General features: G+C 50.4%; 20 protein-coding genes, 2 tRNA genes and 2 other annotated features. Of the genes, 7 read left to right on the forward strand and 15 right to left on the reverse strand.

Annotated elements, in window-relative coordinates; genetic code table 11:
- Positions 1-313: 313 nt before the first annotated feature.
- From OIM03_00410 to OIM03_00430, 5 genes are all read right to left on the reverse strand, one after another.
- On the reverse strand, positions 314-1,156 hold the full coding sequence (locus OIM03_00410) for an IS3 family transposase (GenBank protein HJI72744.1): 843 nt from the start codon (positions 1,154-1,156) through the stop codon (positions 314-316).
- 29 nt (positions 1,157-1,185) lie between these two features.
- Entirely contained in the window at positions 1,186-1,884 is a 699-nt protein-coding gene (locus OIM03_00415; GenBank protein HJI72745.1) for a helix-turn-helix domain-containing protein, read from the reverse strand.
- A 424-nt stretch (positions 1,885-2,308) separates the two neighbouring features.
- Complete coding sequence (locus OIM03_00420; protein ID HJI72746.1) at positions 2,309-3,598, reverse strand: ArsB/NhaD family transporter; 1,290 nt, start codon at positions 3,596-3,598, stop codon at positions 2,309-2,311.
- Positions 3,599-3,924: 326 nt separating this feature from the next.
- A tRNA-Gln gene (locus OIM03_00425) sits at positions 3,925-3,998 on the reverse strand.
- A gap of 39 nt (positions 3,999-4,037) precedes the next feature.
- Positions 4,038-4,113, reverse strand: a tRNA-His gene (locus OIM03_00430).
- Between the two features lie 345 nt (positions 4,114-4,458).
- On the opposite strand from OIM03_00430, the gene OIM03_00435 reads away from it, so the two are divergent.
- Positions 4,459-5,082, forward strand: a complete 624-nt coding sequence (locus OIM03_00435) for a cyclodeaminase/cyclohydrolase family protein (GenBank protein HJI72747.1) — start codon at positions 4,459-4,461, stop codon at positions 5,080-5,082.
- Positions 5,083-5,138: 56 nt separating this feature from the next.
- Complete coding sequence (locus OIM03_00440; GenBank protein HJI72748.1) at positions 5,139-6,782, forward strand: ClC family H(+)/Cl(-) exchange transporter; 1,644 nt, start codon at positions 5,139-5,141, stop codon at positions 6,780-6,782.
- Between the two features lie 63 nt (positions 6,783-6,845).
- Here OIM03_00440 and OIM03_00445 read toward each other — a convergent pair whose 3' ends face one another.
- From OIM03_00445 to OIM03_00465, 5 genes are all read right to left on the reverse strand, one after another.
- Complete coding sequence (locus OIM03_00445; protein ID HJI72749.1) at positions 6,846-7,700, reverse strand: TM2 domain-containing protein; 855 nt, start codon at positions 7,698-7,700, stop codon at positions 6,846-6,848.
- Between the two features lie 187 nt (positions 7,701-7,887).
- Positions 7,888-8,820: a homocysteine S-methyltransferase gene (mmuM, locus tag OIM03_00450; protein ID HJI72750.1), complete on the reverse strand. Its 933-nt coding sequence runs from the start codon at positions 8,818-8,820 to the stop codon at positions 7,888-7,890.
- Between the two features lie 10 nt (positions 8,821-8,830).
- A complete protein-coding gene (locus OIM03_00455) occupies positions 8,831-9,640 on the reverse strand; it encodes a basic amino acid ABC transporter substrate-binding protein (protein ID HJI72751.1) in 810 nt (269 codons plus the stop codon).
- A gap of 34 nt (positions 9,641-9,674) precedes the next feature.
- Positions 9,675-10,619, reverse strand: coding sequence for a homoserine O-succinyltransferase (gene metA / locus OIM03_00460; GenBank protein HJI72752.1), 945 nt, complete (start codon positions 10,617-10,619; stop codon positions 9,675-9,677).
- 48 nt (positions 10,620-10,667) lie between these two features.
- Positions 10,668-10,909 (reverse strand) — a binding site (T-box leader).
- 69 nt (positions 10,910-10,978) lie between these two features.
- Positions 10,979-11,887, reverse strand: a complete 909-nt coding sequence (locus OIM03_00465; GenBank protein ID HJI72753.1) for a DMT family transporter — start codon at positions 11,885-11,887, stop codon at positions 10,979-10,981.
- A gap of 329 nt (positions 11,888-12,216) precedes the next feature.
- Between OIM03_00465 and OIM03_00470 the strand changes: the two genes are divergently transcribed.
- The gene (locus tag OIM03_00470) at positions 12,217-13,095 is read left to right on the forward strand and encodes a LysR family transcriptional regulator (protein HJI72754.1); all 879 of its coding nucleotides are present in this window, start codon (positions 12,217-12,219) and stop codon (positions 13,093-13,095) included.
- Between the two features lie 414 nt (positions 13,096-13,509).
- Here OIM03_00470 and OIM03_00475 read toward each other — a convergent pair whose 3' ends face one another.
- The 4 genes from OIM03_00475 to OIM03_00490 all read right to left on the reverse strand — a co-directional run bounded on the left by OIM03_00475 (position 13,510) and on the right by OIM03_00490 (position 18,510).
- Positions 13,510-14,787, reverse strand: a complete 1,278-nt coding sequence (locus OIM03_00475) for a TRAP transporter large permease subunit (protein HJI72755.1) — start codon at positions 14,785-14,787, stop codon at positions 13,510-13,512.
- Positions 14,784-15,296 carry a TRAP transporter small permease gene (locus OIM03_00480; GenBank protein HJI72756.1) on the reverse strand — a complete coding sequence of 171 codons (513 nt, stop codon included), beginning with the start codon at positions 15,294-15,296 and terminating at the stop codon, positions 14,784-14,786. Before OIM03_00480 ends, OIM03_00475 begins: the two co-directional genes overlap by 4 nt.
- 91 nt (positions 15,297-15,387) lie before the next feature.
- A complete protein-coding gene (locus OIM03_00485; GenBank protein HJI72757.1) occupies positions 15,388-16,446 on the reverse strand; it encodes a DctP family TRAP transporter solute-binding subunit in 1,059 nt (352 codons plus the stop codon).
- A gap of 1,209 nt (positions 16,447-17,655) precedes the next feature.
- Positions 17,656-18,510, reverse strand: a complete 855-nt coding sequence (locus tag OIM03_00490) for a LysR family transcriptional regulator (protein ID HJI72758.1) — start codon at positions 18,508-18,510, stop codon at positions 17,656-17,658.
- A gap of 166 nt (positions 18,511-18,676) precedes the next feature.
- On the opposite strand from OIM03_00490, the gene OIM03_00495 reads away from it, so the two are divergent.
- The 3 genes from OIM03_00495 to OIM03_00505 all read left to right on the forward strand — a co-directional run bounded on the left by OIM03_00495 (position 18,677) and on the right by OIM03_00505 (position 21,036).
- Positions 18,677-19,189, forward strand: coding sequence for a hypothetical protein (locus tag OIM03_00495; protein HJI72759.1), 513 nt, complete (start codon positions 18,677-18,679; stop codon positions 19,187-19,189).
- Positions 19,190-19,294: 105 nt separating this feature from the next.
- Entirely contained in the window at positions 19,295-20,161 is an 867-nt protein-coding gene (locus OIM03_00500) for an aldo/keto reductase (GenBank protein ID HJI72760.1), read from the forward strand.
- Between the two features lie 23 nt (positions 20,162-20,184).
- Positions 20,185-21,036, forward strand: a complete 852-nt coding sequence (locus tag OIM03_00505; protein ID HJI72761.1) for an aldo/keto reductase — start codon at positions 20,185-20,187, stop codon at positions 21,034-21,036.
- A gap of 441 nt (positions 21,037-21,477) precedes the next feature.
- Here the strand turns inward: OIM03_00505 and OIM03_00510 are convergent, their stop codons facing one another.
- The gene (locus tag OIM03_00510; GenBank protein HJI72762.1) at positions 21,478-21,756 is read right to left on the reverse strand and encodes a hypothetical protein; all 279 of its coding nucleotides are present in this window, start codon (positions 21,754-21,756) and stop codon (positions 21,478-21,480) included.
- Positions 21,757-22,361: 605 nt separating this feature from the next.
- Positions 22,362-22,603, forward strand: a binding site (T-box leader).
- Positions 22,604-22,686: 83 nt separating this feature from the next.
- Between OIM03_00510 and OIM03_00515 the strand changes: the two genes are divergently transcribed.
- Positions 22,687-23,514, forward strand: coding sequence for a MetQ/NlpA family ABC transporter substrate-binding protein (locus tag OIM03_00515; GenBank protein ID HJI72763.1), 828 nt, complete (start codon positions 22,687-22,689; stop codon positions 23,512-23,514).
- The last annotated feature ends 10 nt before the right edge of the window (positions 23,515-23,524 follow it).

Raw genomic sequence — 23,524 nt, forward strand, 5'->3', positions numbered from 1 at the left:
TAACGAACGAAGTTCGGCTTAAGGGTGTTTGAGCTCGCCCCGTAGGGGGAGCTGGCGCCGGAGGCGCCTGAGGAGGTTCATCTCCTTCGAGCAGAGCGAGGTTGTACGGTTTTTCTCTTTCCCAAGGAATCCGAGTTTTTTCCCACACAAAAGGAGGGGCTGTGACGAAATTCGTTAAAACACTGCTTTTTCTTTTTCTCGAGCGAAGCGAGGTTTAAGGGTGTTAACCTTGCTCCGGCAGGAGAAGGTGGTGCGGATTTGTTAATACAGACAAATAAATATCATAAAAAATCTAATCGTACTTTAATCTTAATCATGCAGCCATTGGAGCTGCGTTGAATACTTCCATTGGAGCTAAAAGATGTAATTTGCGCTGAATGCGTTTGTTGTTGTAGAAGTAGATGTAGCCGTTGATCATGCTTACCACTGCTTTACGGCTGGTGAATTTACGTGTGTAGTAACGTTCGCGCTTCAGCATTCCCCAGAACCCTTCCATCAGACCGTTGTCTGCACAGCAGCCTACACGGGACATGCTGTGAACCAGTCCTGCTTTTTCAACAATCTTATGGAATCCGTTGCTTGTATACTGGAATCCGCGGTCGGTATGAATCATTGGATGTTCTCCAGGATTCTCTTTAAGTGCCTTTTCCATTGTCTCAAAAGCCAGTGCAGTATTGTTCCTGTCGCCGATGACATAAGAGACAATCCGGCGATCATGGCCGTCAATAATCGCGCTTAAATATAACTTGTGCAAAACTCCATCAGCAGTTGTGTACTTGAATTCAGTGACATCCGTCATCCATCTTGCATTGGACACGCCGGCATCAAAGTCACGGTTCAGCAGGTTTTCAAAAATGTACTTTGGATCCTTTGCGTTACGAGTGCAACCATCGGTCTTGTACTTGATCACGGACTTAATATTAAGTATCCGCATGATACGAAGAACCAGACTGTCGCTTACATTTATATTGATGTTGTCATCCTTCTTGATCCAATCGTTAATCCGGCGGTATCCCATATCCGGATATTCCTGATGGGTTTTCATGACCTCCTGTGCGACCTTTTCTCTCAGCAGTTCACGGCCGCTCTTAATATGATTCAGCCATCCGTAATAAGCTGCCCGGGAGACCTTTGAGAGTCGGCAGAGACTTTCTATGGAGATGTTGGTTTCTTCATGGACTTCTTTTATGGCTTTAAAATCTCTGAGAAGGTGAGTAAGGCTGAATCCTTCGAGGAACGCAACCTTTCCTCTATCTCCATCTTTTTTTTTAGCAGGGCAATCTCTGCTATAAGATCCTTCTGTTCTTCAAGAAGTCTGGCATTCTCCTGACGCAGCTGTTCTTCTTCGGTCCGGGGCGTTTGGAGCCTGATCGGCTTTCCTCTGTAATCCTCAAGACCAACTTCGCCCATTTCCTTGAACTTTTTTACCCATGTGTAGAGCGTTTGGTAGGACATGTTGTACTTCTTGGCTATCTTGTTATAATCGCATCCACTGGCGATGCACTCCTGAACGATTCTGACTCGCTCTTCCTTGACCGATTGCTGGCGTTTGCCCATAAGATCTCCTCCTTCAGAAACGAGGTCTGTCAACTTATGCTCATTATACGCCTCAATCCATGTTTTAAGGGAGAGTGTGCCGGAAATTCTGTATTTGGCACAGACGGAAAGCATGGAAACACCGCCTTTAAGATATTCCTTTACGGCCTGGATCTTCATCTGATTGGAGTAGTAAGACAAATGCTGCCTGGGCCGCAATCCCTTAAAGCCCTCCTCTTTATACCGGAGGACCCATTTCCTGAATGTTATGCGGCTCATATGAAGATTTTCAGCTGCCTGGGTAATCGTAACACCCTGATAGAGATATGAAGCAATCTGGTCTAACATTTCCTCCGGGGACGCTTTGGTTTTACATGGCATAAGAATGACCTCCTAATATATTTATGATATTATTCTGTCTTTCTTGTTGAATCATACCAAGGTGGGCCGTATACAGGTTGACAATAATGGTAAGAGTATGAATGACTCGAAAGTTGGTGTGCGGGTCGGATACAGTAGTTCCTCAGCTGCCAGGCTGGTTTTGTGGTTTTTACGATGAGTTGCATTTCCTCAGCCGTAGGCTGGTCGTATGGTTTTAAAGGTGCAGTTTCTAAAAAGGCGAAGCACCATCGCCTGTGGTTTTTAATGATTCATCTCCTCAAGCGACGGTGAGCCTTCTAGATGTTAGACAATCTTTTAATGGAACATCCCAACAAAAAAATGCTGTGTCAAAATGATTACACATTTTGACACAGCATTTTTAATGATCTGATTACAGGATGAAGTAGCGTACTTCAATGTAAGCAGCCGAGATAATAAGGGAGAGAATCATCAGAGGGAAGCACCATTTCATGAAGGTGCCGAAGGAAATGTTGTGACCTTCTTTCGCTGCGATAGCGACCATGATGACGTTCGGGGATGCACCGATCATCGTGCCGTTGCCGCCGAAGCAGGCGCCGGTAGCCAGTGCCCACCACATGTAGTCGGCATGGCTGATGCCCATGAGGCTCTGCATATCCTTGATCAGAGGAATCATGGTAGCCGTGAACGGAATGTTGTCGATGAATGCGGACGCAATGCCGGAGAGGAACAGGATGAGGTATGTGATCAGATGGTAGTTGCCGTTGACGAGCTCGATGCCCCACTGAGCGATTGCTGTGATGACGCCGGCATTTTCCATACCGCCGACCAGTACGAAGAGGCCCATGAAGAACATCAGTGTATCCAGGTCGACTTCCTTCATGATTTCGTCCGGGTTAAGTCCGCAGACGAAGAGGGCAACGAAGCCGCCGGTCAGAGCGACGGTAGCGGACTGCAGTCCGAAGTAGCCGTGTACAACGAAGCCTGCGATGGTCAGTGCCAGGACGGTCAGGGAACGGTTGAAGATCTTTCTGTCTTCAATGGCAGAAGAAATATCGATAGCATCGACTTCTTCCTGGCTCATATGCTTGGACGGCAGTTCTTTTCTGAACATGAAAAGGATGCAGACAAGCGTTGCTGCGATGACGATCAGTACGACCGGAGCCAGGTTCAGCAGGAAGTCGTTGAAGTCGAGGTGCGTAGCAGAACCGATCATGACGTTTGGCGGATTGCCGATCATGAGGGCTGTACCACCGATGTTGCACATCAGGATTTCAGAAACAAGGATAGGTACGGGAGTAATGTGAAGCATACGACAAAGAGAAATCGTCATCGGCGCAATCAGGAGGGCTGCTGTGACGGAGTCAATCATAGCCGCACCCACTGCGGTGACGAGGGAGAGCAGGACGAGCAGCTCTCTTGGAGACCCCTTGGACATTTTCATCGCCCACAGGGCCAGCAGACGGAAGAAACCGGATTTCTTGACGACGGCAATCAGGATCATCATGCCGCACAGAAGACCGATCGTATTGAAGTCAATGAACTGTTTGATGGCTTCATCCTGCGTAACATAGCCGCAGTAGAGCATCGCACCGCCGCCGAACATGGCGCAGATCGTACGCGGAATCTTTTCTGACATGATAGCGACGTAAGTCAGAACGAAAATAGCAATTGCCAGGTAAAACTGCATCGAACCACTCATGAATTATCAGAACTCCTCTCAGACCCGAATCTTGAAGGGGCTCCCATTCCCTTTCCCGGACTATTTTATGTATTTTAGCACAATGCATAAGAGAAATAAATAATCAATTCTGCATGTTTATATTTATTTCTCATAGCATGTAATCTATTATTCCCTAAATTCATTATGTCTTTTCCTATGCTTCCGTAAGTTCATCGAAAGTGCATATAAGGTAAAAATAATAAGCGGAAAGAAGATGCAAATGAGGCTCCCGGCAGCTGAAAGAAAGCACAAAAAAAGAACTGTAAAAATGATGTCTCATTTCTACAGTTCCCTTGAGGATCCGTTGGCAGGGGTAGGTGGAGTCGAACCACCGATAACGGAGTCAAAGTCCGTTGCCTTACCGCTTGGCTATACCCCCATATATGATCAGGCAAGCCCTGAAATTAGGTAAAAAAAATGGGGCGAGTGGTGGGGCTCGAACCCACGCATAACGGAGCCACAATCCGCCGTGTTAGCCGCTTCACCACACCCGCCACATATAGAGTCATATGACCAGAGCCATATGACGTTGATAATCATATCACATACGACACGCCTCGTCAATTCTTTTTCGCTATTTCCGTCTGATTTTTGTAAAAATTTATCTACGGAAATGATTTCTGCAGTCCCTCTGATGTCTCTTTTATTTTATATATCTATTATATAGCACTTAAAGGATATGTCTGAATGTCCTTTTCTTTCAATGAATTGTTCCCTTTGTAAATTTTGAAATGACAAGAGCGGCGTTCAAACGTATAATAATAAATAATGCATGAATGACTTTTCCTTCAGGGAGAGTCTTTTCGTATATTTAATTCGTATGTTACAGAGGTGCAGCTATGGATCAGAAACCTTTCCGTCAAAGAACGATTGATGAATTTTTGGACGACCTGGGCAGCAGCGCCCCGGCTCCGGGAGGCGGCGCAGCAGCCGGGCTTCTGGGCGCGCAGGCATGCGCTCTGGCTGAAATGGTATGCCACCTGACGGCAGCCAATAAGAATTACGCAGATTTCCACGACAAGGCGAATGAATACCTTTCCGTATTCAATATGGCCCGCTCCATCTTCCTCGACCTGATGGATGAGGATGCCGCCAATTTCCTGGAACTCATGAAGACGCTTCGTGAAATCAGAAGCCTTCCGCTTGATGAAAGACAGGAAAAGCAGTGGGATGCTTTCAAGAAAGCGATTTCTGTCCCGCAGCAGATGGCGCAGACGATGAGCGAGCTTCTCCCCTGCTTCACCGATCTGCTTCTCCATGGCAACAAGAATGCCATCAGCGACACGGTCATGGCCGCGCAGAGCGCTATCGCCTGCATCCATGCGTCCATCATCAATGTGAAGATCAATATGAAGTACATTGACGATGAATTCTATGAACATGAAATGAAAGACACATTCCGTACCTGGGAAGATGCCGTCTCCGCGATTGACGCCGTCCTCACCTATCAGGTCGATCTGTAATCTAAGGCGCCGGCGAAAGCCGGTTTTGCCTTTTCACTCATTTTCAGGAGGTTCCTATGCAGCCGGACTCATCGAAGACGGATAAATCCTCGTCCTCCACAGCCTTCAACCGCCAGCTTCTTCAAACGTACATCGCGCTGGACAATTGGCACAAATTCCGGCTCCGCCTTTTCGTAGAAGGCATTTTCGTCGGGATACTGGGAGGACTGGCTATCAGTCTGTTCCGTTTCCTCCTTGCGGAGGCGGAAAAGTACCGCATCTTTTTATACAACACATATATCATTCCCGGTTTTTCAGCCGGTGATTTCAAGCCGCTCCTTTTCTGGCTCGCCATCCTTGCCATAGCAGGTCTTGCTCTCTACGGCATAGGCCGCTATGCGCCGGAAGCAGGAGGCTCGGGCATTCCGCAGGTCAAGGGCGTCATCTTAGGCGTCATGCGCATGCGCTGGATCCGCATCCTCTGGGTGAAAATCCTGGCTGGTGCTGTCGGCATCGGTGCGGGGCTGTCGCTCGGCCGCGAAGGGCCATCGATTCAGATCGGCGCCGTCGCTGCGCAGGGCATGTCGCGCCTGCTGGGAAGGACACGCATGGAAGAGCGCTACCTCATCACGAGCGGCGCGAGCGCAGGCCTTGCCGCTGCCTTCAATGCGCCTCTGGCCGGTATGATGTTCGCCCTCGAAGAACTCCACCGCAATTTCTCAGGCGCCGTTCTTCTTCCGACGATGACATCTGCCATCACGGCGACAATCGTGACACGTTTCTTCTTCGGGACGAACACGAGCTTCACGATCACCCACCTCGTCCCCGTCCCTGCCAACCATCTGGGCTACGTCGTCATCCTTGCGATTGCATCCGGGTTTGCCGGCATCCTCTTCAACTGGGGACTTCTCAACATCAGTAAGTTCTATAATCTCCCCATTTTCAAGAACAACTTCATGAAGATCGCCTTTGCGCTTCTTTCCGCCTGCTTCCTGGGCTTTACCTTGCCGGATGTCCTCGGCGGAGGCAATTTCCTCGTCGACAAGCTTGCTGAATATCCGTACACGCTCTCCATGATTCTCCTTCTTTTCGTCGGGAAATATATTTTCACGCTGATCAGCTACGGCTGCGGCGTGCCTGGCGGCTTCTTCCTTCCGCTCCTTGTCATCGGTGCGCTTCTCGGTGCTGCGGAGGGCCGCGTCATGGTCATGATGGGCCTCATCACGGATATCTACATCCCGAATATCGTCATCATCGGCATGGTCTCCCTCTTCGCGGCAAGCGTCCGCTCCCCCATCACCGGGACGCTCCTGATCCTTGAAATGACGGGCGACTTCGGCCACCTGATGTCGCTGGCCCTTGCTTCGGCCGTGGCATACATTGTAGCCGAGCTTCTCCACGGTGAACCGATTTACGATTCCCTCCTGAAACGTTCCCTTGCTTCTCATCCGGATAAAGCAGCGGAAGAGCAGAGAACCATCGTCGAGGTACCGATTGCAAGCGGTTCCATTCTGGAAAACAAGCCCCTCTCCCGCGTACCGCACTTGAAACAGACCGTCGTCGTCAATGTCAAGAGAGAAGGGCAGAACATGATCCCGGACCCGGAAACCGTCCTCAAGGCCGGCGACTTCATCTACATCCTGACCGCCGCCAAGAACGCGGAACGGCTCCAGAAACTGGGCGAAGAACAGCTGCCTAAAGATCATATACGAAAGATTTGACAGATACACATAAAAAAGAGCTTTGGAAAAATGAGAAATCATCTTTTCAAAGCTCTTTTATTTTTATCTGAAGAAATGCATGAGGCCGGACATGAGGCCTCTTCTTCCGCCTTCATCTGCGGAGTCTTCGCCGGTGTAGGGCGCCCATCGGATGATGGAGGGACGATTGACCTTCGGCGCATTCTTATAGACTTCAGCCGCAATCCTTCCGTTTTCCACGTCAAGGAGCACGGGCAGTCGGTAGAGGTCGCTCAGCATCCAAAGGAAGCATCCGCCCAGGGGCAGGAGGTACAAGATATTTCTTCTCGGATGGCCGAGGTAGAAGTAATGACAGCCGACCATCCAGCAGAGGAGGGCTTTCCAGAATTTCTTTCTTTTCGAGGGAAGATGCTTGGCCATGTATCGCTCTTCTTCATAGGGAAGCGAGCAGAGCCAGTACGGGTAGCCTTCCTGATAGCCAAAGAGGGCCTTCGCGTCTTCTTCGTAAATTTCGCGCATGCCGCGGGCTCTTTCGAGCGGCTCGACGACGCGGCGGAAATGGCTCATTCTTTCGTGGAACGGCTTGGGATCCGGAACGGATTTCTCGACCTCTTCCTCGACGGTCAGAAGGTCGAGCGTCGCATTCGTAAAGAAGGCTTCGATCGAGTTCATATAGAGACTTTCCATGACAGGCGTCATCCCGCTGATATCGCAGGTGATGACCATGTCGTTGCCGATGAAGGTGCGCAGGCGGTTCACTTCTTCAGTCCGCTTCTTCGCATCCGTCGGGAAGTCCGGGCAAAGGTAGGTCGCCACTTCCTTGCCGTCGCGGACGCGGATGGCGGCAGCGGAAAAGATTTCGAAATCAGGAATCGATCCTTCCTTATCCAGCGTCAGCACTGTGTAATTGTAAATCCTTCTCCGCAAAAGCTGTGCCATATCCCCTTCACCCTTCTTTCATTCATAAAATCTATATAAATTATATCACGAATCACGAACAGTTTTCGAAAAAATGAACAGAAAGTCTGTTTATCTTCCTGAGAAATGTCGATTTTCATCGAAAAGAGTCTCAGAGCATAAAAAGAGAGCCGTAGAAATGCGTATTCCACAGCCCTCTTTGATTTCCTTATTTCTCAATCAGGGATTTTCTGAATGCAGCGACTTTGCGGATGTCTTCCGGGCCGGTGCGGCAGCAGCCTCCGATGAGGCGGGCGCCTGCTTCGTACCAGATTTTCACGTAGTCTTCGTACCTGGCCGCGCTACCTTCCCAGGATTTGCTTCCTGCATCGTAGTCTTCGCCGGAGTTCGGATAGACGACGACGGGCTTGTCGGTGACTTTGACGATTTCCTTGATCAGGGATTCGACATACTGCGGCGCGGTGCAGTTGATGCCGATGGCAGCGACTTCCTTGATGTCCTTCAGCGCTTTGGCGCAGTCGGAGATGAGGTCGCCCCCGCAGGTGTGGAGTCCGTCCTTGCAGGAGAAGGATACCCATGCTTCTGCGCCCGGGATTTCAGAAAGGACGTCGGTTTCTGCCAGCGCTTCGACGAGACAGGGAATCGTTTCACAGGCAAAGACGTCGGGGCCTGCTTCCGCCAGAATGTGGATTCTTTCTCTGTGGAAATCGGCGAGTTCTTCTCTCGTCTTGCCATAGTCACCTCTGTATTCGGAACCGTCAGCAAGATAGGCACCGTAAGGGCCGACAGAAGCAGCGGTCAGTGGCGCCGGGCGGTTTTCTTCTTCATGGGAGGAAAGGTATTCGTCCCTGGCATCCTGCACGAGAGCGATGGAACTCTGGATGAGGGATGCGGCTTCTTCCTTGGAGAACCCCTTCTTCTCGAATCCGTCGACGGTCGCCTGGTAGCTTGCGCTCGTCACGATGTCGGCGCCTGCTTCGTAGTAGGACAGATGGACAGCTTCGACGAGCTCGGGGTTCTTGTAAAGAGCAATCGCGCTCCAGAGTTCATCATTGATGGCAAAGCCCTGTTTCTCGAGCTCGGTGGAAAAAGCGCCGTCCAGGACGATGAATGGATATTTCTTCAGAATTTCAGCAATCATGGCTTCCTCCTTATTTCAAAAGTTCAGCCGGCGGTTCACGGTCGAACCATTTCTTGTAGATAGCAGCAAATTCGCCGTTCTTCTTGATCTTGGCCAGGCCGTCGTCGATCTTCTTCAGGAGGTCCTTATTTCCCTTCTTGACGGCAATGCCCAGGTCTTCGCTCGTAAGAGCGACAGGAGCGGTCTTCACGGAGTGGTCGCTTGTCTTTGCGACGTAGTATTCATTCGTCGGGATATCGTTCACGACAGCATCCACAGCGCCCTGCTTGAGGTCGAGGAAGGCATCGGAGAGGGTATTGTAGACCTTCACGTTGGCGCCTTCGATCTTCCTGGCAGCTTCTTCACCGGTGGAGCCGATCGTTACGCCAAGGACTTTGCCCTTGAGGTCGTCAGCGGTCTTGATGGCATCATTGTCTGCTTTGACGACGACGCCGAGGCCTGCGATGTAGTAGCGCTTGGAGAAATCGACGGATTTTTCGCGGTCCGGGGTGATGGTGATATCGTTGATGGCTGTATCAATGACGCCGGACTGGAGGGACGGGATCAGGCCGTCGAAAGCAATGTTGTGGACTTCCGTTTCAAAGCCTTCTGCCTTGCCGATGGCGCGGATGACATCGACGTCGAAGCCTTCATAGGCTTTCGTTTCCGTGTTCTGGAAGCCGAAAGGCGGATACGCTGCGTCCATGCCGACGCGGATGACCTTCTGACTGGAAGGAGCAGAAGAAGCTGGCGCTTTGCTTGTGCCATTGCCGCAGCCGGCAGCAAGGCCGAGTGTCAGGCAGGATACGATGAGGAGAAACCATTTCAAAAACCGTTTCATAAGAACACCTCCGGGGAAATTTCCTTTCATCCGCTTATACGTGAAGCGGGTTATGTACGTTGAAGGGCACGAGATCGTCTAAGCTGTAAGGGGTTTCCTGGTAGACGAAGTTCAGCCAGTTGTGATAGAAAAGGTGGGCATAGCTGCACCATACGAAGCGCGGGCGTTCCTGCGGATCATCATAAGGATAATAGTTGGCAGGAAGCTTTGTCGGGAGGCCTTTATCGCGGTCCCTCTTGTATTCCCACTCCAGCGTGCGCAGGTCGTACTCGAAGTGACCGAGGACGAAGACGCGGCGGGATTCCTTGTCCGAAATGATATTGATGCCGTTGTCCTTGGAACGGGAAAGGGCGATCAGATCGGGCGTGGCATCAACCTTGGCATCATCGATCGATGTATGACGGGACTGCGGGATGAAGTACCTGTCGTCAAAGCCGCGAAGGAGCGGATGGAACGGCACCTGAAGCCCGTACTGGTAAATGCCGAAGAGCTTCTGCGGAAGGATCCTCTTCTGGACGCCATAGTCGCGGTAGAGGCCTGCCTGTGCGGCCCAGCAGAAGTGGAGCGTGGAGAATACATTCTTGTCTGCCCATTCGAAGTACTTCAGCATTTCCGGCCAGTAATCGACTTCCTCGTATTCCATCTTTTCGACCGGTGCGCCTGTGATGATGAAACCGTCATAGCGCTTGTCCTTGATATCATCGAATGTCAGATAATTCTGCTCCAGGTAGGAACGGTCGGTATGCGTCGTTTCGCGGGAAACCGTGTGTGCGAAGTCCACATCCAGCTGGAGCGGCGTGTCGCCAAGAAGGCGGAGAAGCTGGACTTCCGTCGGTTTCTTGATCGGCATCAGGTTGAGGATCAGAATCTTCAGCGGACGGATATCCTGCGTCCTCGCTCTTTCTGTCCCAATCGTGACGATTCCTTCTTTTTGCAGTTCACTTACGGCTTCGATGCCGTCTGCTACTTTTATTGGCACTGTAAGACCTCCTGTTCAAATTCCCATAAAAAAAATCCCATCCCCTATAAAAGGGACGAGATATTCGTGTTACCACCCAATTTCGCCTCCGCGTCGCCGCGAAAGCCTCCGTAGGTACGCCGGCCGAAGCCTTGATACCGCATCTCTGTAACGGGAGATCCCGGGCTGCCTCATCATTCGGCACACCAGGCTCAGAGGCCATCTTCCGCGATTCTCTCCGCGCTCCTTTTCACCAACCGGAGCTCTCTTTGTCGTATCCTTCCGCGTACTCTTCTCTTCACTGCCTGTCTGAAATTATTTGTACTATACCATTACCCATTATGGCTGTCAAGAGAACGAAGGAAATTTCATGATTCCCCTTATCTGTTCTTTCCGCGGGCGAGGAGCAGCAGTTTCCCGGGAACCTTCTTCACTGATTCCGCCGGCATTTCCGCCAGAAGAATCCCTGCAATCACAAGGAAGGCTCCGATGAACCCCGTCGTCCCCGGATCCTCGGCAAGGAATATCATGCTCCAGAGCGTCGCAAAGAGAGGATCGAGCGCACAGAAAAGCCCTGCGTCCTCAGCCGACATGTACTTCTGCGCAACCGGCTGAAACGTAAAGCCGAAGCATGAGCAGAGGAAGACGAGCGCCAGAAGGTACAGGATCGTATTTTCCCCTTCCGGCATCGTGACGCTGCCAAAGGAAAAGGCGCATACAGCGCTGAAGAGACCCATGAATCCGATCTGCCAGATACAGACCGATAGCGCATCCACCGTCTTCACATACCTCGCAGTGAGCACGATGAAGAATGCATAACCAAGCGCTGACAGGAAACCGTAAATGACGCCCGGCGTAATGTCCGGCCTGCCGCCCTTCAGTGTCAGGAAGCCGGCGCCCACGGAAATGATGAAGACGCTGGCTATGATCTTTCCCGAAGGCAGCTTCCTTGCCATGACCATCGTCAGAAGAGGCACAATCGCGAGCGCCATATTTTCCAGGAAGGCCGTCAGGTAGACATCCGTTTCCTTAAGGCTCAGCATCTCCGCCGCCATGCCCGATGCCAGTGTGACACCAAGGATGGCCCCTTTCCTGACCATGTCCAGAGAGAACGTGCGCATGACGCGTTTCCTGTAAACGAGAAGAAGGAAAGCAAAGGCCAGAAGGAAACGGAGCCCTAAGAGCTCGAAGGGATCCATGCTGACGAGTATGAACTTGGAAAACAGAAATGACGAGCTCCTTGCCACAATGACAGATGCCAGGAGCCACTTTGCTGCGGACGCGCTCATGGAAAGTACCTCTTTCGTACGGCATTCTAACTGATAAATTTTTTGATTTTTTAGGACTTTATGTATACCTTGTTTGATATCGAGTATATATCATCAGATTTATTGACGGAAGAGCAAGTTTCGCAACATGGCCTTGATATACTGGCAATCGTTAATGCAAATATTTTGCATTTCCCTATTTTATAAATCTATTCTTTTGCTATAATAAAGAGAACGAAATAATAACGATTTTGTCACCCTCAAGTACAGCTTATAAATAATGTATATGATGTATGTTTACAAATAAAGCGGACAAAAGAGTGCCATATCTCAAAGAAGGAGGCTTGTCCATGGACACTAACAAATACGCTGCTCTTCTCAGCATCATCCGCCTGGGAAGCTTGTCAGCTGCCGCAGAAAAGATGGGCTATTCACCCTCGGGCATGACAAGAATGATGGACAGCCTTGAAAATGAGATGGGCTTCCCTCTTCTTCACAGGACCAGCCAGGGCGTACAGCTCACGGAAGAGGGAAAGCGCCTTCTCCCCTCGATCAGGGAACTGCTCCTTGCCGAGAAAAAGACGCGTGCTGTCCGCTGTGACATCCTTTCCCTGACAGCCGGCGAGCTTTTCATCGGATCGTATTCCAGCACGGCTGCTGTCTGGCTGCCGCCGGTGCTCCACCGTTACTGCGATCTCTATCCGGATGTGGCTGTGCACCTCAGGGAAGGAAGCAACCGGGAACTTCTGGAAGCGCTGCAGGACGGAGAACTCTCCTGCGCCATCCTTTCCGAGCCCCGCTCCTACAAGGGCGACTGGATCCCGCTCATGGAAGACAGGATGCTCGTGTGGCTTCCACCGGACTCAAGCCTTGCCCAAAAAGAAGCCGTCCACCCCAGAGACCTTGACGGCCTCGACTTCGTCAGCCCGCCCCTTCATGCGGAAACGGACGTGGAAGCTATCCTTGAGAAGCATGACATCCATCCGACCTTCCGCCTGACGACGAGCAGCAACTACACCGCATGGCGTATGGTCGCCGCCGGCCTGGGCGTATCGATCAATAACGAGCTCATGAGTGAGAACTGGAAGGAAGACGTCGTGACACGCCCCTTCGCTCCGGAAGAAAAAATCACCCTGGGCATCGCCCTCCCGTCCCTCCGCGACGCCTCCCCCGCCCTGAAGAAATTCATCGCGGAAATGAAAGCGCACCTGGCAGGAGAAAAAGAATAAGAAGAAACAATGGAGAAGCTCCGACGGGGGCTTCTTTTTTATGGATTCTTTCAAAGTGCATGATTATTCGTACTTCATTATATTTCCCTGTTTTATATGCATCAGACAGACCTCCGGATTTCATTTACAAAAAGCGGCTTTTTTGCAAATGAAAAAAATCTCATTTACAAAATCGGCCATTTTTGTAAATGTCAACCTTCGTTTTTGTCATAATGTTAGTGATTTATTAGAGGAAATTGTGCGGGCACTCGTTCGACTAAGTACTTCATACGATAGAAGCCCACCCTGTTTTTGTATACTTTATACATAAATGAAGCTGTGCTCTACATATAAAGTCATCCCCATTTCCAAAAACGGAGCAAAAAAAAAGAGCCATTGAAAACGATTGTTTTCTTTGGCTCTTTTCCTATCCCGTCACTTCAGCACGGAAGGAAGCCAGGTGGCGATTTCCGGAACGAAGCAGAGGAGAAGGATTTCAAATACCATGATAGCTGCAAATGGCGCAGCGCCTGCGATGATGTCCTGGATGGAGCTGTCTTCGCTAATCCCCTTGATGACGAAGAGGTTCATGCCGACTGGCGGCGTGATGAGGGCGAGTTCCATGTTGATCAGGAGGACGACGTTGAACCAGATGGGGTCGAAGCCGAGCGCCTTGATGATCGGATAGAGCATCGGAAGGGTAATGAGGATGATGGATACGGTTTCCAGTACGCAGCCAAGGATGAGCAGCATGATGTTGATGCCCAGCATGACGATCCAGCGGTTCAGGTCGCCTTCGGTGACGAGTCTCATGAGTGCCTGCGGTACCTGCAGGATGGTCAGTATGTAGCCGAAGAGCATGGCGCCGATCATGATGGAGAAGATCATGCAGGATGTCTTGATGGTCGCGCGGAGGATGGCCGGCATATCCTGGATGGTAACGCTTCTGTAAACGAAGAATGTGATGGCCAGCGCATAGACGGTGCCGACAGCAGCGGCTTCAGTCGGTGTGAAGATGCCGGTGTAGATGCCGCCGATGATGATGACCGGAAGGAAGAGTCCCCAGATGTTTTCACGGAGGGACTTCATCTTTTCAGCATGAGTGGATCTTGCTTCTCTCGGCTTGTTCCAGGAAGCAATGACGATATAAGCGATGAAGAGGGCCGTCAGGAGCGCGCCCGGTACGACGCCGGACATGAAGAGCTTGCCGACGGATTCATCGGTGATCGTGCCGTAGAGGATCATCGGAATGGACGGCGGGATCAGGATGCCAAGCGTACCGCCTGCGGCAACGGAGCCGACGACGAGTTTCCTGTCATAGCCGCGCTTCAGCATTTCCGGAATGGCCATAGCGCCGATGGTGACGGCGGTAGCAACGGAAGATCCGGAAATTGCGGCGAAGATGGCGCATGCGAAGATGGTCGCGATGCCAAGGCCGCCGGGGAGGTGGCCCATCCACTTGCTGCCGAGTTCGAAAAGCCCGCTTCCGACGCGCCCCGTCAGCATGATCTGGCTCATGAGGATGTAGAGCGGAACGGACGTCAGGACGTAGGAGTCCAGCGTCTTGTACGCGATGACCGGCACCTGCGAGAGGAAGGACACATCCACGAACTGGATGATGCCCAGGATCCCGGCAACGGAAAGCGTGAATGCGACCGGCATGCCGATAACGAGGAGGAAAATGATGAATAAGGAAAATCCTGCGAGTATCATAATTTTTCCTCCTTCCCGTCATCAAAGAAATCCCGGAGGAGATGATTCAGGATTTCCAGGAAAAGAAGCGTGAAACCGACGACCATGGCAGTCTGCGGAATCCAGAGCGGCACGCGGAGAAGCGACGGGGACACGATGCCCATGTCATAGCTCATCAGCATGTAGTTCGTCGATTCAGTGACGCAGACATACATGGCAAAGAGTGAAAGCGCCGAGGTGAAGATATCCAGTACGCGTCTGACATTTCTGGAAAAACGCGCGTAGAGGAAATCGACGCAGATGTGGCCGTTCTTCCTCATGGTGTATGCCATGCCGAGGAATCCGGCGAAAATGAGGAAGTATGTGGATATTTCCATGACCCAGACAGTGGGGCTTCCGAAAACGCTGCGGGCGATGATTTCATAGCAGATCATGAATGCTGTCAAAAGGATCGCCAGCCCGGATACAGCGGCTGCCGTATAGGTCACATAACCCAGAAGTTTGTCGAAGTAATGATAAATCGTACGCAAGAGCCAGCCCTCCTTTTCGCAAGGCTCCGCCAGAGGCGGAAAAAGGAAAACCCCGGTCACCCCGGGGCATCCGAGAAAATGACGAAAGGAATTACTTCTGTGCTGCCTGGCTGGCTTTCAGGCAGTCTTCTACGAGCTGCCTGCCTTCAGCGCCCTGTTCCTGTTCAAAGGCTGCGACTACAGGAGCGGTAGCTTCCTGCCAGAGGTGGATCTGATCCTGCGGAACGACATAGACCTGCATGCCCTTTTCTTCCAGTTCCTTGATGCACTTCTGATCTTCTGCCTTGGTTTCCTCGCGGATTTCATTCTGGATTTCCTTGGAAACGTCGGTGATGATCTTCTGCTGATCCGGGCTCAGTTTCTTCCAGGAGTTCGCATTGATAGCGACGAGGTATTCGACATAGGAGCTGTTGGCGACTGTCATGTACTTGGAAACTTCATAGATCTTGCGGGACAGGATGGCCGTCTGTCCGGAGGACTGGCCGTCGATCGTGCCGTTTTTGATACCCATGTATACTTCCGAGGAGCTCATGGTCGTCGGGGATGCACCGAGGGCTTTCAGGACGTCAGCGGAAATTTCGGAATAGGAACGCATCTTCAGTCCCTGGAAATCTTCCGGTTTTTCCAGCGGCCTTACATTATCCGTGAACTGGACGTAGCCATAGTCAGCCCAGATCAGCGGGCGTACGCCCTTCTTTTCCAGCTGTGCGGAGAGTGCTTTGCCCAGGTCTCCGTCCAGAGCGTTATCGACTGCCTGGTAAGATGTGAGGACGAAAGGAAGATCCAGAACCTTCATAGCCGGGACGACCATGGACCAGCGTGCTGTCGAATTCATGCCGATATCGAGACCGCCGCTCATCAGGGCGTCATTCATGTTCTGATCATTGTAAAGCTGGCCTGCCGGGTAGACTTTGACGTCAATGGAACCTTTGGAACGTTCATTGACCTCCTTGGCGAACTTTTCGATGCTCTTGGACAGATGATGATCGGAAGGAAGCTGGTAAGCCAGTTTCAATTCCACTTTCTGTCCGGCTGCACCGCCCGCTTTCTTGTCTCCGCCCGAAGACATGCCGCACCCGGCCATCAGGCCAGTCAAAACCAGGGCTGCTAAACCTGCCGCTGCTGCTTTTTTGTAACTACCTTTAAACATACCCATAGTAATATCCCCTTTCGCAAGACTCTTTCTAAGAAATGATTCCTCACATGACCGCTTTCTACTCTTCTTCCATTCTACGCAAAAAACGCCCTGATCAGTCTGAAAAGACTAACCAGGGCGTAAACCTTTACGCGGTACCACCTCGCACTATACTCAAAGGCTTTCTAACGCTGCCAAACGCTGCATCCTACATTAAATATCAGATCCAGAACTCCCGGACGACTTTGTGAGGACCTTACGCTGCCTTTCACCATACGGCAGCTCTCTGAAGAAAAGCCTTGTCACTCGCTTCCGTTCCCAGTCTTTCATGCACTTGGAGAATCGTGCTGTGAAATTAGTTCATACTTGAGGTTGGACATAGTATACGCTGTCCAAAAATTTTTGTAAAGAGCAAATATTTATCTTTCTGAAAATTTCCATGAAATAGAGAGCGCTGGAAGGCCCGATTCTATCGGTGATCCCAAAACATAGAAAAAATATAGTTTATTATGCTAAAGAGATATAAGCGTGAAAGGCGAATAGAAAACGCCCTCAAGCCGTTAGAAACTACATACCCAATCATAGGCGATAGTTGTAGCATAACTATCTTGTCTATCAATGGTTGTAGCGTAACGCTTGATTATCCCATACAGGGGATACTTGCAAGGGTTACAGTATTTCTAAAGCTTGACGGGCGCGACGTGATAACCTTACAATCTTATCTTAAAATTCGCGGTAACGGATTAGATAACAATGTACATGTTTTTGAATGGACTCATTCAATTACTAATACATTAACAGATTGTCTAGGTTAATCCGGGTTAAAGGTGCATAGGTATGGGGCTTGTATAAAGTTCCTGCCTGAGCCCTTTAAAGTTATTATATCACAGCAGCAATAAAAACTATGAGGAAATGTGCAGTCATCTTGTCGCCGCCCTTTTTTATGTGCTGACAAATTCGATGGGAAAAGTATATACCACATTTATATTTTTGTGCTATCTGAAAACCATACAACCTCGCTCCGCTCGTTGGAAATCAACCCTAACCGCCACTTCGTGGCCCTCCTTCCCCGTCTGGGAAGGTTAACACCATTTCCTTGCTTCGCAAAAGGAAAACAAACAAACCTCGCCCCACTCCCCCAACAAAAAAGAGCCGCGGAAATGATTGTTCATTTCTGCAGCTCTTTTGTTTGGATGTTTTTTCAAGACTTCAGTCTCTCGCCGCTCATCCCATTTTTCTTCTGAGGACTTCGAACCAGGTTTTGTACTTGGTCTCGTCTCCTGCGAGGCATACGCAGTAGAAGTTCATCTGCGCTTCGGGGTCGGAGAAGGGGACGGAGAGTCTGTCTCCGTAGTTTCCTACGACACGGAGGCTGATGTCGGTCGAGAAGCTGGGGAGCGAGGAGTGTTCCACGACTTCGCGGAAGGATTCCTGGTCGTCCTGCATGCGGAATTTCGAATTCGGCATTTTTCCACGGACGATCGGGCTCCAGACGCCTACGTTTTTCATCATGAGGAAGTTTTCCCCGTTCAGTTCATCAAAGCGGATGGACGTGTCGTACGCTCTCTTGTGCGAGGGCGGCAGGCAGGCGCAGAGGTGCTCTGAGCCGCAGGGCTCGCTGTAGTGCGCTGCATCGTCCGAGGGGTGATTCAGGATGACGAACTGGTACGTGTGATCGGCAAGACCGGCAAGGAGTTCCTTCTCCGGCTTGATTTCTGTCGAGACTGTCATCCCCGTGAACGCGTCCGTCAAAAACGGCACGAGCTCCATCATCGGTCCCGGCGCGCAGGAGCCGACCGTGATCGTCCTTCTTCTGCGGTCGAGCGCCTTCACCTGCGCGATCATCTTTTCCTCCTCGCGGAGGATTTCCTTGGCATAACGAGCTGCCATCCACCCGTTTTCGTTCAGACGGATTCTTTTCTTTTCGCGGGTGAAAAGAGGAACGCCGAACGTCTCTTCAAGCTTGTTCATCGATCTGGTCAGCGTCGGTTGTGTCAGATGAAGCACGGAAGCCGTCTCGGACAGCGTCCTGTGCTCGCTGAATACAACCAGGTGCTCCAGCAGGTATGATTCGATCATTTCTCTCTCCTTTCGCAAACCGCCTTCCATTCCATGTTTTTAATTATAAACTGGCATAATATACCTTGCAAGTATATTTTTATACGCATCTTTCATTTTACCCGGCCTCATTTTTCTCCTACAATGAATATGTAAACAGGAATCAAACTCATGAAAGGAGGCACCCATGAAATTACTCATCGCTTATTTTTCCTGGAGCGGCCATACGGAACGGATTGCAAAAATGCTTGCTGTCAAAACAAGGGGACGGCTTTTCCGGATTGAAAGAAATCCGCCTTACAGCACAGATTACGAGACATGTTCCGAGGTCGAAGGCAAGGCTGACGCAGAACAGAAGCTGCGGCCTGCCCTGAAGCTTCCTCTCCCGGACATACGCACATTTGACGCGATTTTCCTTGCTTTTCCGATATGGTACTACACCTATCCCGGCGTCATCCGTTCCTTCCTTTCTTCGTATCCTGACTGGATGGGAAAACCCGTTTACATTTTCCCGAACTCACTGGATGAAGACCCCGGCTTCCTTCCCAATACGATGAAAGAAGCGGAAAAGGATGCTAAAAATGCAGAAATCCGTCCCGGCCTTTACAACAAGGGATTGAAGAACATCGACGAATGGCTTGCCTCGCAGGATTTCTTCGAACCCTTGAAACCCATCAAAAGAAGAGCAAAAAAGGCCTGATTTCCTTCTTATAGGAGAGGCCTGTAATATGCAAAAAATGTATGAATTACTATGTCATTTCATACAGAAAATGTATCAATTTTTTTCACAAAAAGGAGATTTGAAATGGAATTTGCCACACTCAACACCGGCGCTAAGATGCCTATGGAAGGCTTCGGCGTCTACCAGATCACAGACCTTGACGTCTGCGAAAAGTCCGTTTATGAAGCCATCAAGGCCGGTTACCGCCTCCTTGATACCGCAGCCGCTTACGGCAATGAATCTGCCCTCGGCAAAGCTGTGAAGCGCGCGATCGCTGACGGCCTCGTCAAGAGAGAAGACCTCTTCATCACGACGAAAGTCTGGGTGCAGGACATGCACAAGGCAGGCGACACCTACGCATCCGTAAAACGCTCCCTTGCGCTCTCCGGCCTTGATTACTTCGACCTCGTCCTCCTCCATCAGGCCATGGGCGACTACTTCACCGCTTACAGGGACCTCGAAAAAGCAGCCAAAGACGGCCTCACGAAAGCCATCGGCGTATCCAACTATTTCCCGTCCATCCTCGTCAACCTTTGCGAAAACGTGGAAACCATCCCGGCTGTCAACCAGATCGAAGCACATCCTTTCTTCACCCGTGAAGAAGACCTCCGTGTCATGAAATCCTACGGCATCACCCCGCAGGCATGGAGCCCGCTTGCTGAAGGAAATTACGGCATCTTCACTGATCCGGACCTCACCGCCATCGGCAAGAAGTACGGAAAGACCGCAGCACAGGTCGCTCTCCGCTGGAACGTGCAGAGAGGCTTCTCCATCATCCCGAAATTCACCCACGAAGAAAGAATCAAAGAAAATCTGGACATCTGGGACTTTGCCCTCACCGAAGATGAAATGAAGACCATCAGCGCCAAGGACAAAGGCAAGAGCGGCATCATCAACCACTTCGACCCGGACCTCGTCAAGAACCTCAACCATCTTTCATTTGAACATTGATTTAAAGTATAAAGGAGAACACCATGGAAACATTCACATTAAATGACGGCGTCGTCATCCCGTCCGTCGGCTTCGGCGTATTCATGATCCCCGTCGGCGAAGAAACTTACAATGCTGTACGCACAGCCCTGTCCCTCGGCTACCGCCACATCGACACCGCAGCCGCTTACTTCAACGAAGCAGACGTAGGCCGCGCCATCCGTGACAGCGGCATCCCGAGAGAAGAAATCTTCGTCACCAGCAAACTCTGGCTCCAGGACTACGGCTATGAACCGGCCAAGAAGGGCATCGAAACATCCCTGAAAAACTTAGGTCTCGGCTATATCGACCTCTACCTCATCCATCAGCCATACGGCGACGTACCGGGCGCCTGGAAAGCCATGGAAGAAGCCAAGAAAGAAGGAAAGATCCGCTCCATCGGCGTTTCCAACATGACACCGAAGATCTGGAACTCCTTCGTTCCCCAGTTCGACACCATGCCAAGCGTCAACCAGGTCGAATGCAACCCGCTCTACCAGCAGAAGGAAATCCGTAAACTCATGGCAGAACACGATGTCCGCCTCGAAGCATGGTACCCGCTCGGTCACGGAGACAAAACCCTCCTGGAAAACCCCGTCATCACAGCCCTCGCTGAAAAATACGGAAAGAACCCGGGCCAGATCATCCTCCGCTTCGAAAACCAGGAAGGCTTCATCATCCTCCCGAAATCTACCCACGAGGAAAGGATCAAAGGAAACCTCGACATCTTCGACTTCAAACTCACCGATGAAGAAATGAAATCCATGGAAGCTCTGGATACAGGCAAAGGCCACCACGACCCCGACGCACCGGGCGTAGCAGAAATGCTCCTTGCCAACTTTAAAGTACATGACTGATAGATAATTGAAAAGAAGCCGCAGAAATGAGCCATCATTTCTGCGGCTTTTTTGTGTGGGGAAATAAAACCATACGACCGCCTTGCAGGCGGGGAGATGAACCATTAAAAACCAGACAACCGGACTTCGTCCGGGGAAATGCAACTCATCCGCCCGACATTTTTATAAACTGCACCTCATCCGCGCAGCTACAGATAAAAGATAAGCTGCGCACCTTCCCCAGAAGGGAAGGCTTCACAAGGAATAAAGAAAAGATTTCCAATCTGATTTGTTTTGAACCTTTCGTAATCCTATCCAAACCTTCCCTTCCAGGGCAAGGTCAAAGGCCATCAGCTCCCTCTACGGGGCGAGCTCTGACCCCCTTAAACCTCGCGTCGCTCGAAGGAAAAGAGAAAACTGTACAACCGGCTTCCCATTCCCCTCCTATCCTCACTCATGTATTTATTCAATGGACTTATTCAAAAGTTTTTCATGAGAACATTTGGTTCGAATCCTGGGTGTTTTGTTCTGCTCATTTGGGCCTGACCATAAAGTGACCGGCATTGGGATTTGCCCATGGATGCGGGATTTCTTCTTTTCTTTCATTCTCATGATTTCGTTTGAAAAGTCTGTTTTTATCAGATGCTGCCGCATGCGGGGAGCAGCGGGGAAAAATGTGGGTTGACTTTCTCCTGTTTTTGACTCTGAAGGAAATTCTGTTCGATTTGCATGGCTTTCCACATGCGCTTTTTCTTAAATGGTACACTTTCCTTTAAGGGACTTTATGAGGCTCTGAAGTCCTCCCCAAAATATATAGAGGAAAATCTTTCCATTGGGAATGGACAGCGGACAAATATTCCACTATCTGTGAATAGTCCGTCAAACAGGAAGGAAACCGGCTTCCTGCAACCGGTTATTTTGACTTTCGCTTTACTTTGTCATATTTTTTTACAGGTGTTTTCCCCTGTGAAAAGTGAATTCACAGTTTCCACAGGTGTGAATTGTGAATTCATGTCTTGAAATCGGCTTGGAATCGAATGAATCTACAGATAGAAATCCTTCTTTTCTATGAGTTATTCACACTAATTCACAGTTTTCTGTGTATATCTCCAGTGGACAGTGAATTTTTTCCTGCTTATTATCGTGAAAATACCAATTCACACAAATTTTTTACATAGCCTGTGGATAACTGTGAATAACTCTGTGAATATAGTGAACAACCTTATGTTCGGTTCCTTTTCGTGTGATGTAGTGTATGCTCAATCGAAATTTTTCATTAGATTTGTAAAAACGAGGTGAATTTCTTGACAGCCCTATTTTGCAATGCTATAGTAATGGCAAGCTTCATACAGGCAGTGAAGAGAAGAGTATGAAAACAGGATCCGGCCAAGAGAGCTCCGTTTGGTGAGAGGGAGTGCGGATACGTTTCAGAAGATGGCCTCTGAGCCTGGCGTGCCGAATAGTGAGGCAGCCCGGGATCTCCCGTTACAGAGACAGGGTATCGGAGTTTCTCCCGTACCTGCGAGGCTGGCAGAGTGATCTGCCGGTAAAATTGGGTGGTAACACGAACAGACGCTTCGTCCCTTTAGGGGCGGGGCTTTTTTTGTTTCCTTCCCGGCTGCTTTCCTGTGAAGTTTCCATCATTCTGCATTTAGTAAGGAGGTCTCTTTTATGAAATTAAAAACTACCATTGCTCTTTCCCTGGCAGCGATTGCCTTTGCCGGTGTCATTTCCGGCTGCGGCGGCGACAAGAAGCCGGCTGCTTCTTCTGCTGCTGTGAAAAATGAAATTTCCGTAGGTATTACACCTGGTTATTCTGAACAGGTCATGGAATATGTAGCCAAGGAAGCTGCTAAGCAGGGTCTGACTGTCAATATCAAGACATTCTCTGACTATGTCACCCCGGACCAGGCTCTGGCTGCCGGCGACATCGATCTGAACTCTTTCCAGCACGGCCCGTTCCTGCAGGCTTTTAATGAAAAGAACGGGACCCACCTTGTTTCCATCGGAAATACATACCTCGCACCGCTCCGCGTTTATTCCAATAAGATCACCAGCATCAAAGACGTTCCGGACGGCGCAAAGGTTTCCATCCCGAACGATCCGTCCAATGGCGGACGCGCCCTGCTCCTTCTGGACCACAACGGCCTCCTGAAGCTGAAACCGGGCACCGATCCGACAAAGGCAACGATCAATGATATCGCTGAAAATCCAAAGAAACTGGAAATCATCGAACTCGAAGCTGCCCAGCTTCCGCGTTCCCTCGATGATGTAACGATTTCCGTCATCAACGCAGGCTATGCGAAGTCCGCAAACCTGGACTCTAAGAAAGCACTGGCTACTGAAGATAACACGTCCCCATACGTCAATATCATCGCAGCCCGCGAACAGGATAAGGACAACCCGACCTACCAGAAGTTCGTCAAGATCTTCCAGAGCGACAACGTCCGCAAGTATATCAACGATAACTTCTCCGACGGCCTCGTTCCGGCATTCTAAGAAGGAAAAT

Source organism: Veillonellaceae bacterium (genome assembly GCA_025992895.1).
Taxonomy (GTDB): Bacteria; Bacillota; Negativicutes; order Veillonellales; family Dialisteraceae; genus Dialister.

What these genes read in the sequence shown, in the direction of transcription:
- OIM03_00415 (HJI72745.1), bottom strand. Translation starts at nt 1,884, where the DNA reads ATGTTAGACCAGATTGCTTCATATCTCTATCAGGGTGTTACGATTACC.
- OIM03_00420 (HJI72746.1), bottom strand. Translation starts at nt 3,598, where the DNA reads ATGAGTGGTTCGATGCAGTTTTACCTGGCAATTGCTATTTTCGTTCTG.
- OIM03_00435 (HJI72747.1), top strand. Translation starts at nt 4,459, where the DNA reads ATGGATCAGAAACCTTTCCGTCAAAGAACGATTGATGAATTTTTGGAC.
- OIM03_00440 (HJI72748.1), top strand. Translation starts at nt 5,139, where the DNA reads ATGCAGCCGGACTCATCGAAGACGGATAAATCCTCGTCCTCCACAGCC.
- OIM03_00445 (HJI72749.1), bottom strand. Translation starts at nt 7,700, where the DNA reads ATGGCACAGCTTTTGCGGAGAAGGATTTACAATTACACAGTGCTGACG.
- mmuM (HJI72750.1), bottom strand. Translation starts at nt 8,820, where the DNA reads ATGATTGCTGAAATTCTGAAGAAATATCCATTCATCGTCCTGGACGGC.
- OIM03_00455 (HJI72751.1), bottom strand. Translation starts at nt 9,640, where the DNA reads ATGAAACGGTTTTTGAAATGGTTTCTCCTCATCGTATCCTGCCTGACA.
- OIM03_00465 (HJI72753.1), bottom strand. Translation starts at nt 11,887, where the DNA reads ATGAGCGCGTCCGCAGCAAAGTGGCTCCTGGCATCTGTCATTGTGGCA.
- OIM03_00470 (HJI72754.1), top strand. Translation starts at nt 12,217, where the DNA reads ATGGACACTAACAAATACGCTGCTCTTCTCAGCATCATCCGCCTGGGA.
- OIM03_00475 (HJI72755.1), bottom strand. Translation starts at nt 14,787, where the DNA reads ATGATACTCGCAGGATTTTCCTTATTCATCATTTTCCTCCTCGTTATC.
- OIM03_00485 (HJI72757.1), bottom strand. Translation starts at nt 16,446, where the DNA reads ATGTTTAAAGGTAGTTACAAAAAAGCAGCAGCGGCAGGTTTAGCAGCC.
- OIM03_00490 (HJI72758.1), bottom strand. Translation starts at nt 18,510, where the DNA reads ATGATCGAATCATACCTGCTGGAGCACCTGGTTGTATTCAGCGAGCAC.
- OIM03_00495 (HJI72759.1), top strand. Translation starts at nt 18,677, where the DNA reads ATGAAATTACTCATCGCTTATTTTTCCTGGAGCGGCCATACGGAACGG.
- OIM03_00500 (HJI72760.1), top strand. Translation starts at nt 19,295, where the DNA reads ATGGAATTTGCCACACTCAACACCGGCGCTAAGATGCCTATGGAAGGC.
- OIM03_00505 (HJI72761.1), top strand. Translation starts at nt 20,185, where the DNA reads ATGGAAACATTCACATTAAATGACGGCGTCGTCATCCCGTCCGTCGGC.
- OIM03_00515 (HJI72763.1), top strand. Translation starts at nt 22,687, where the DNA reads ATGAAATTAAAAACTACCATTGCTCTTTCCCTGGCAGCGATTGCCTTT.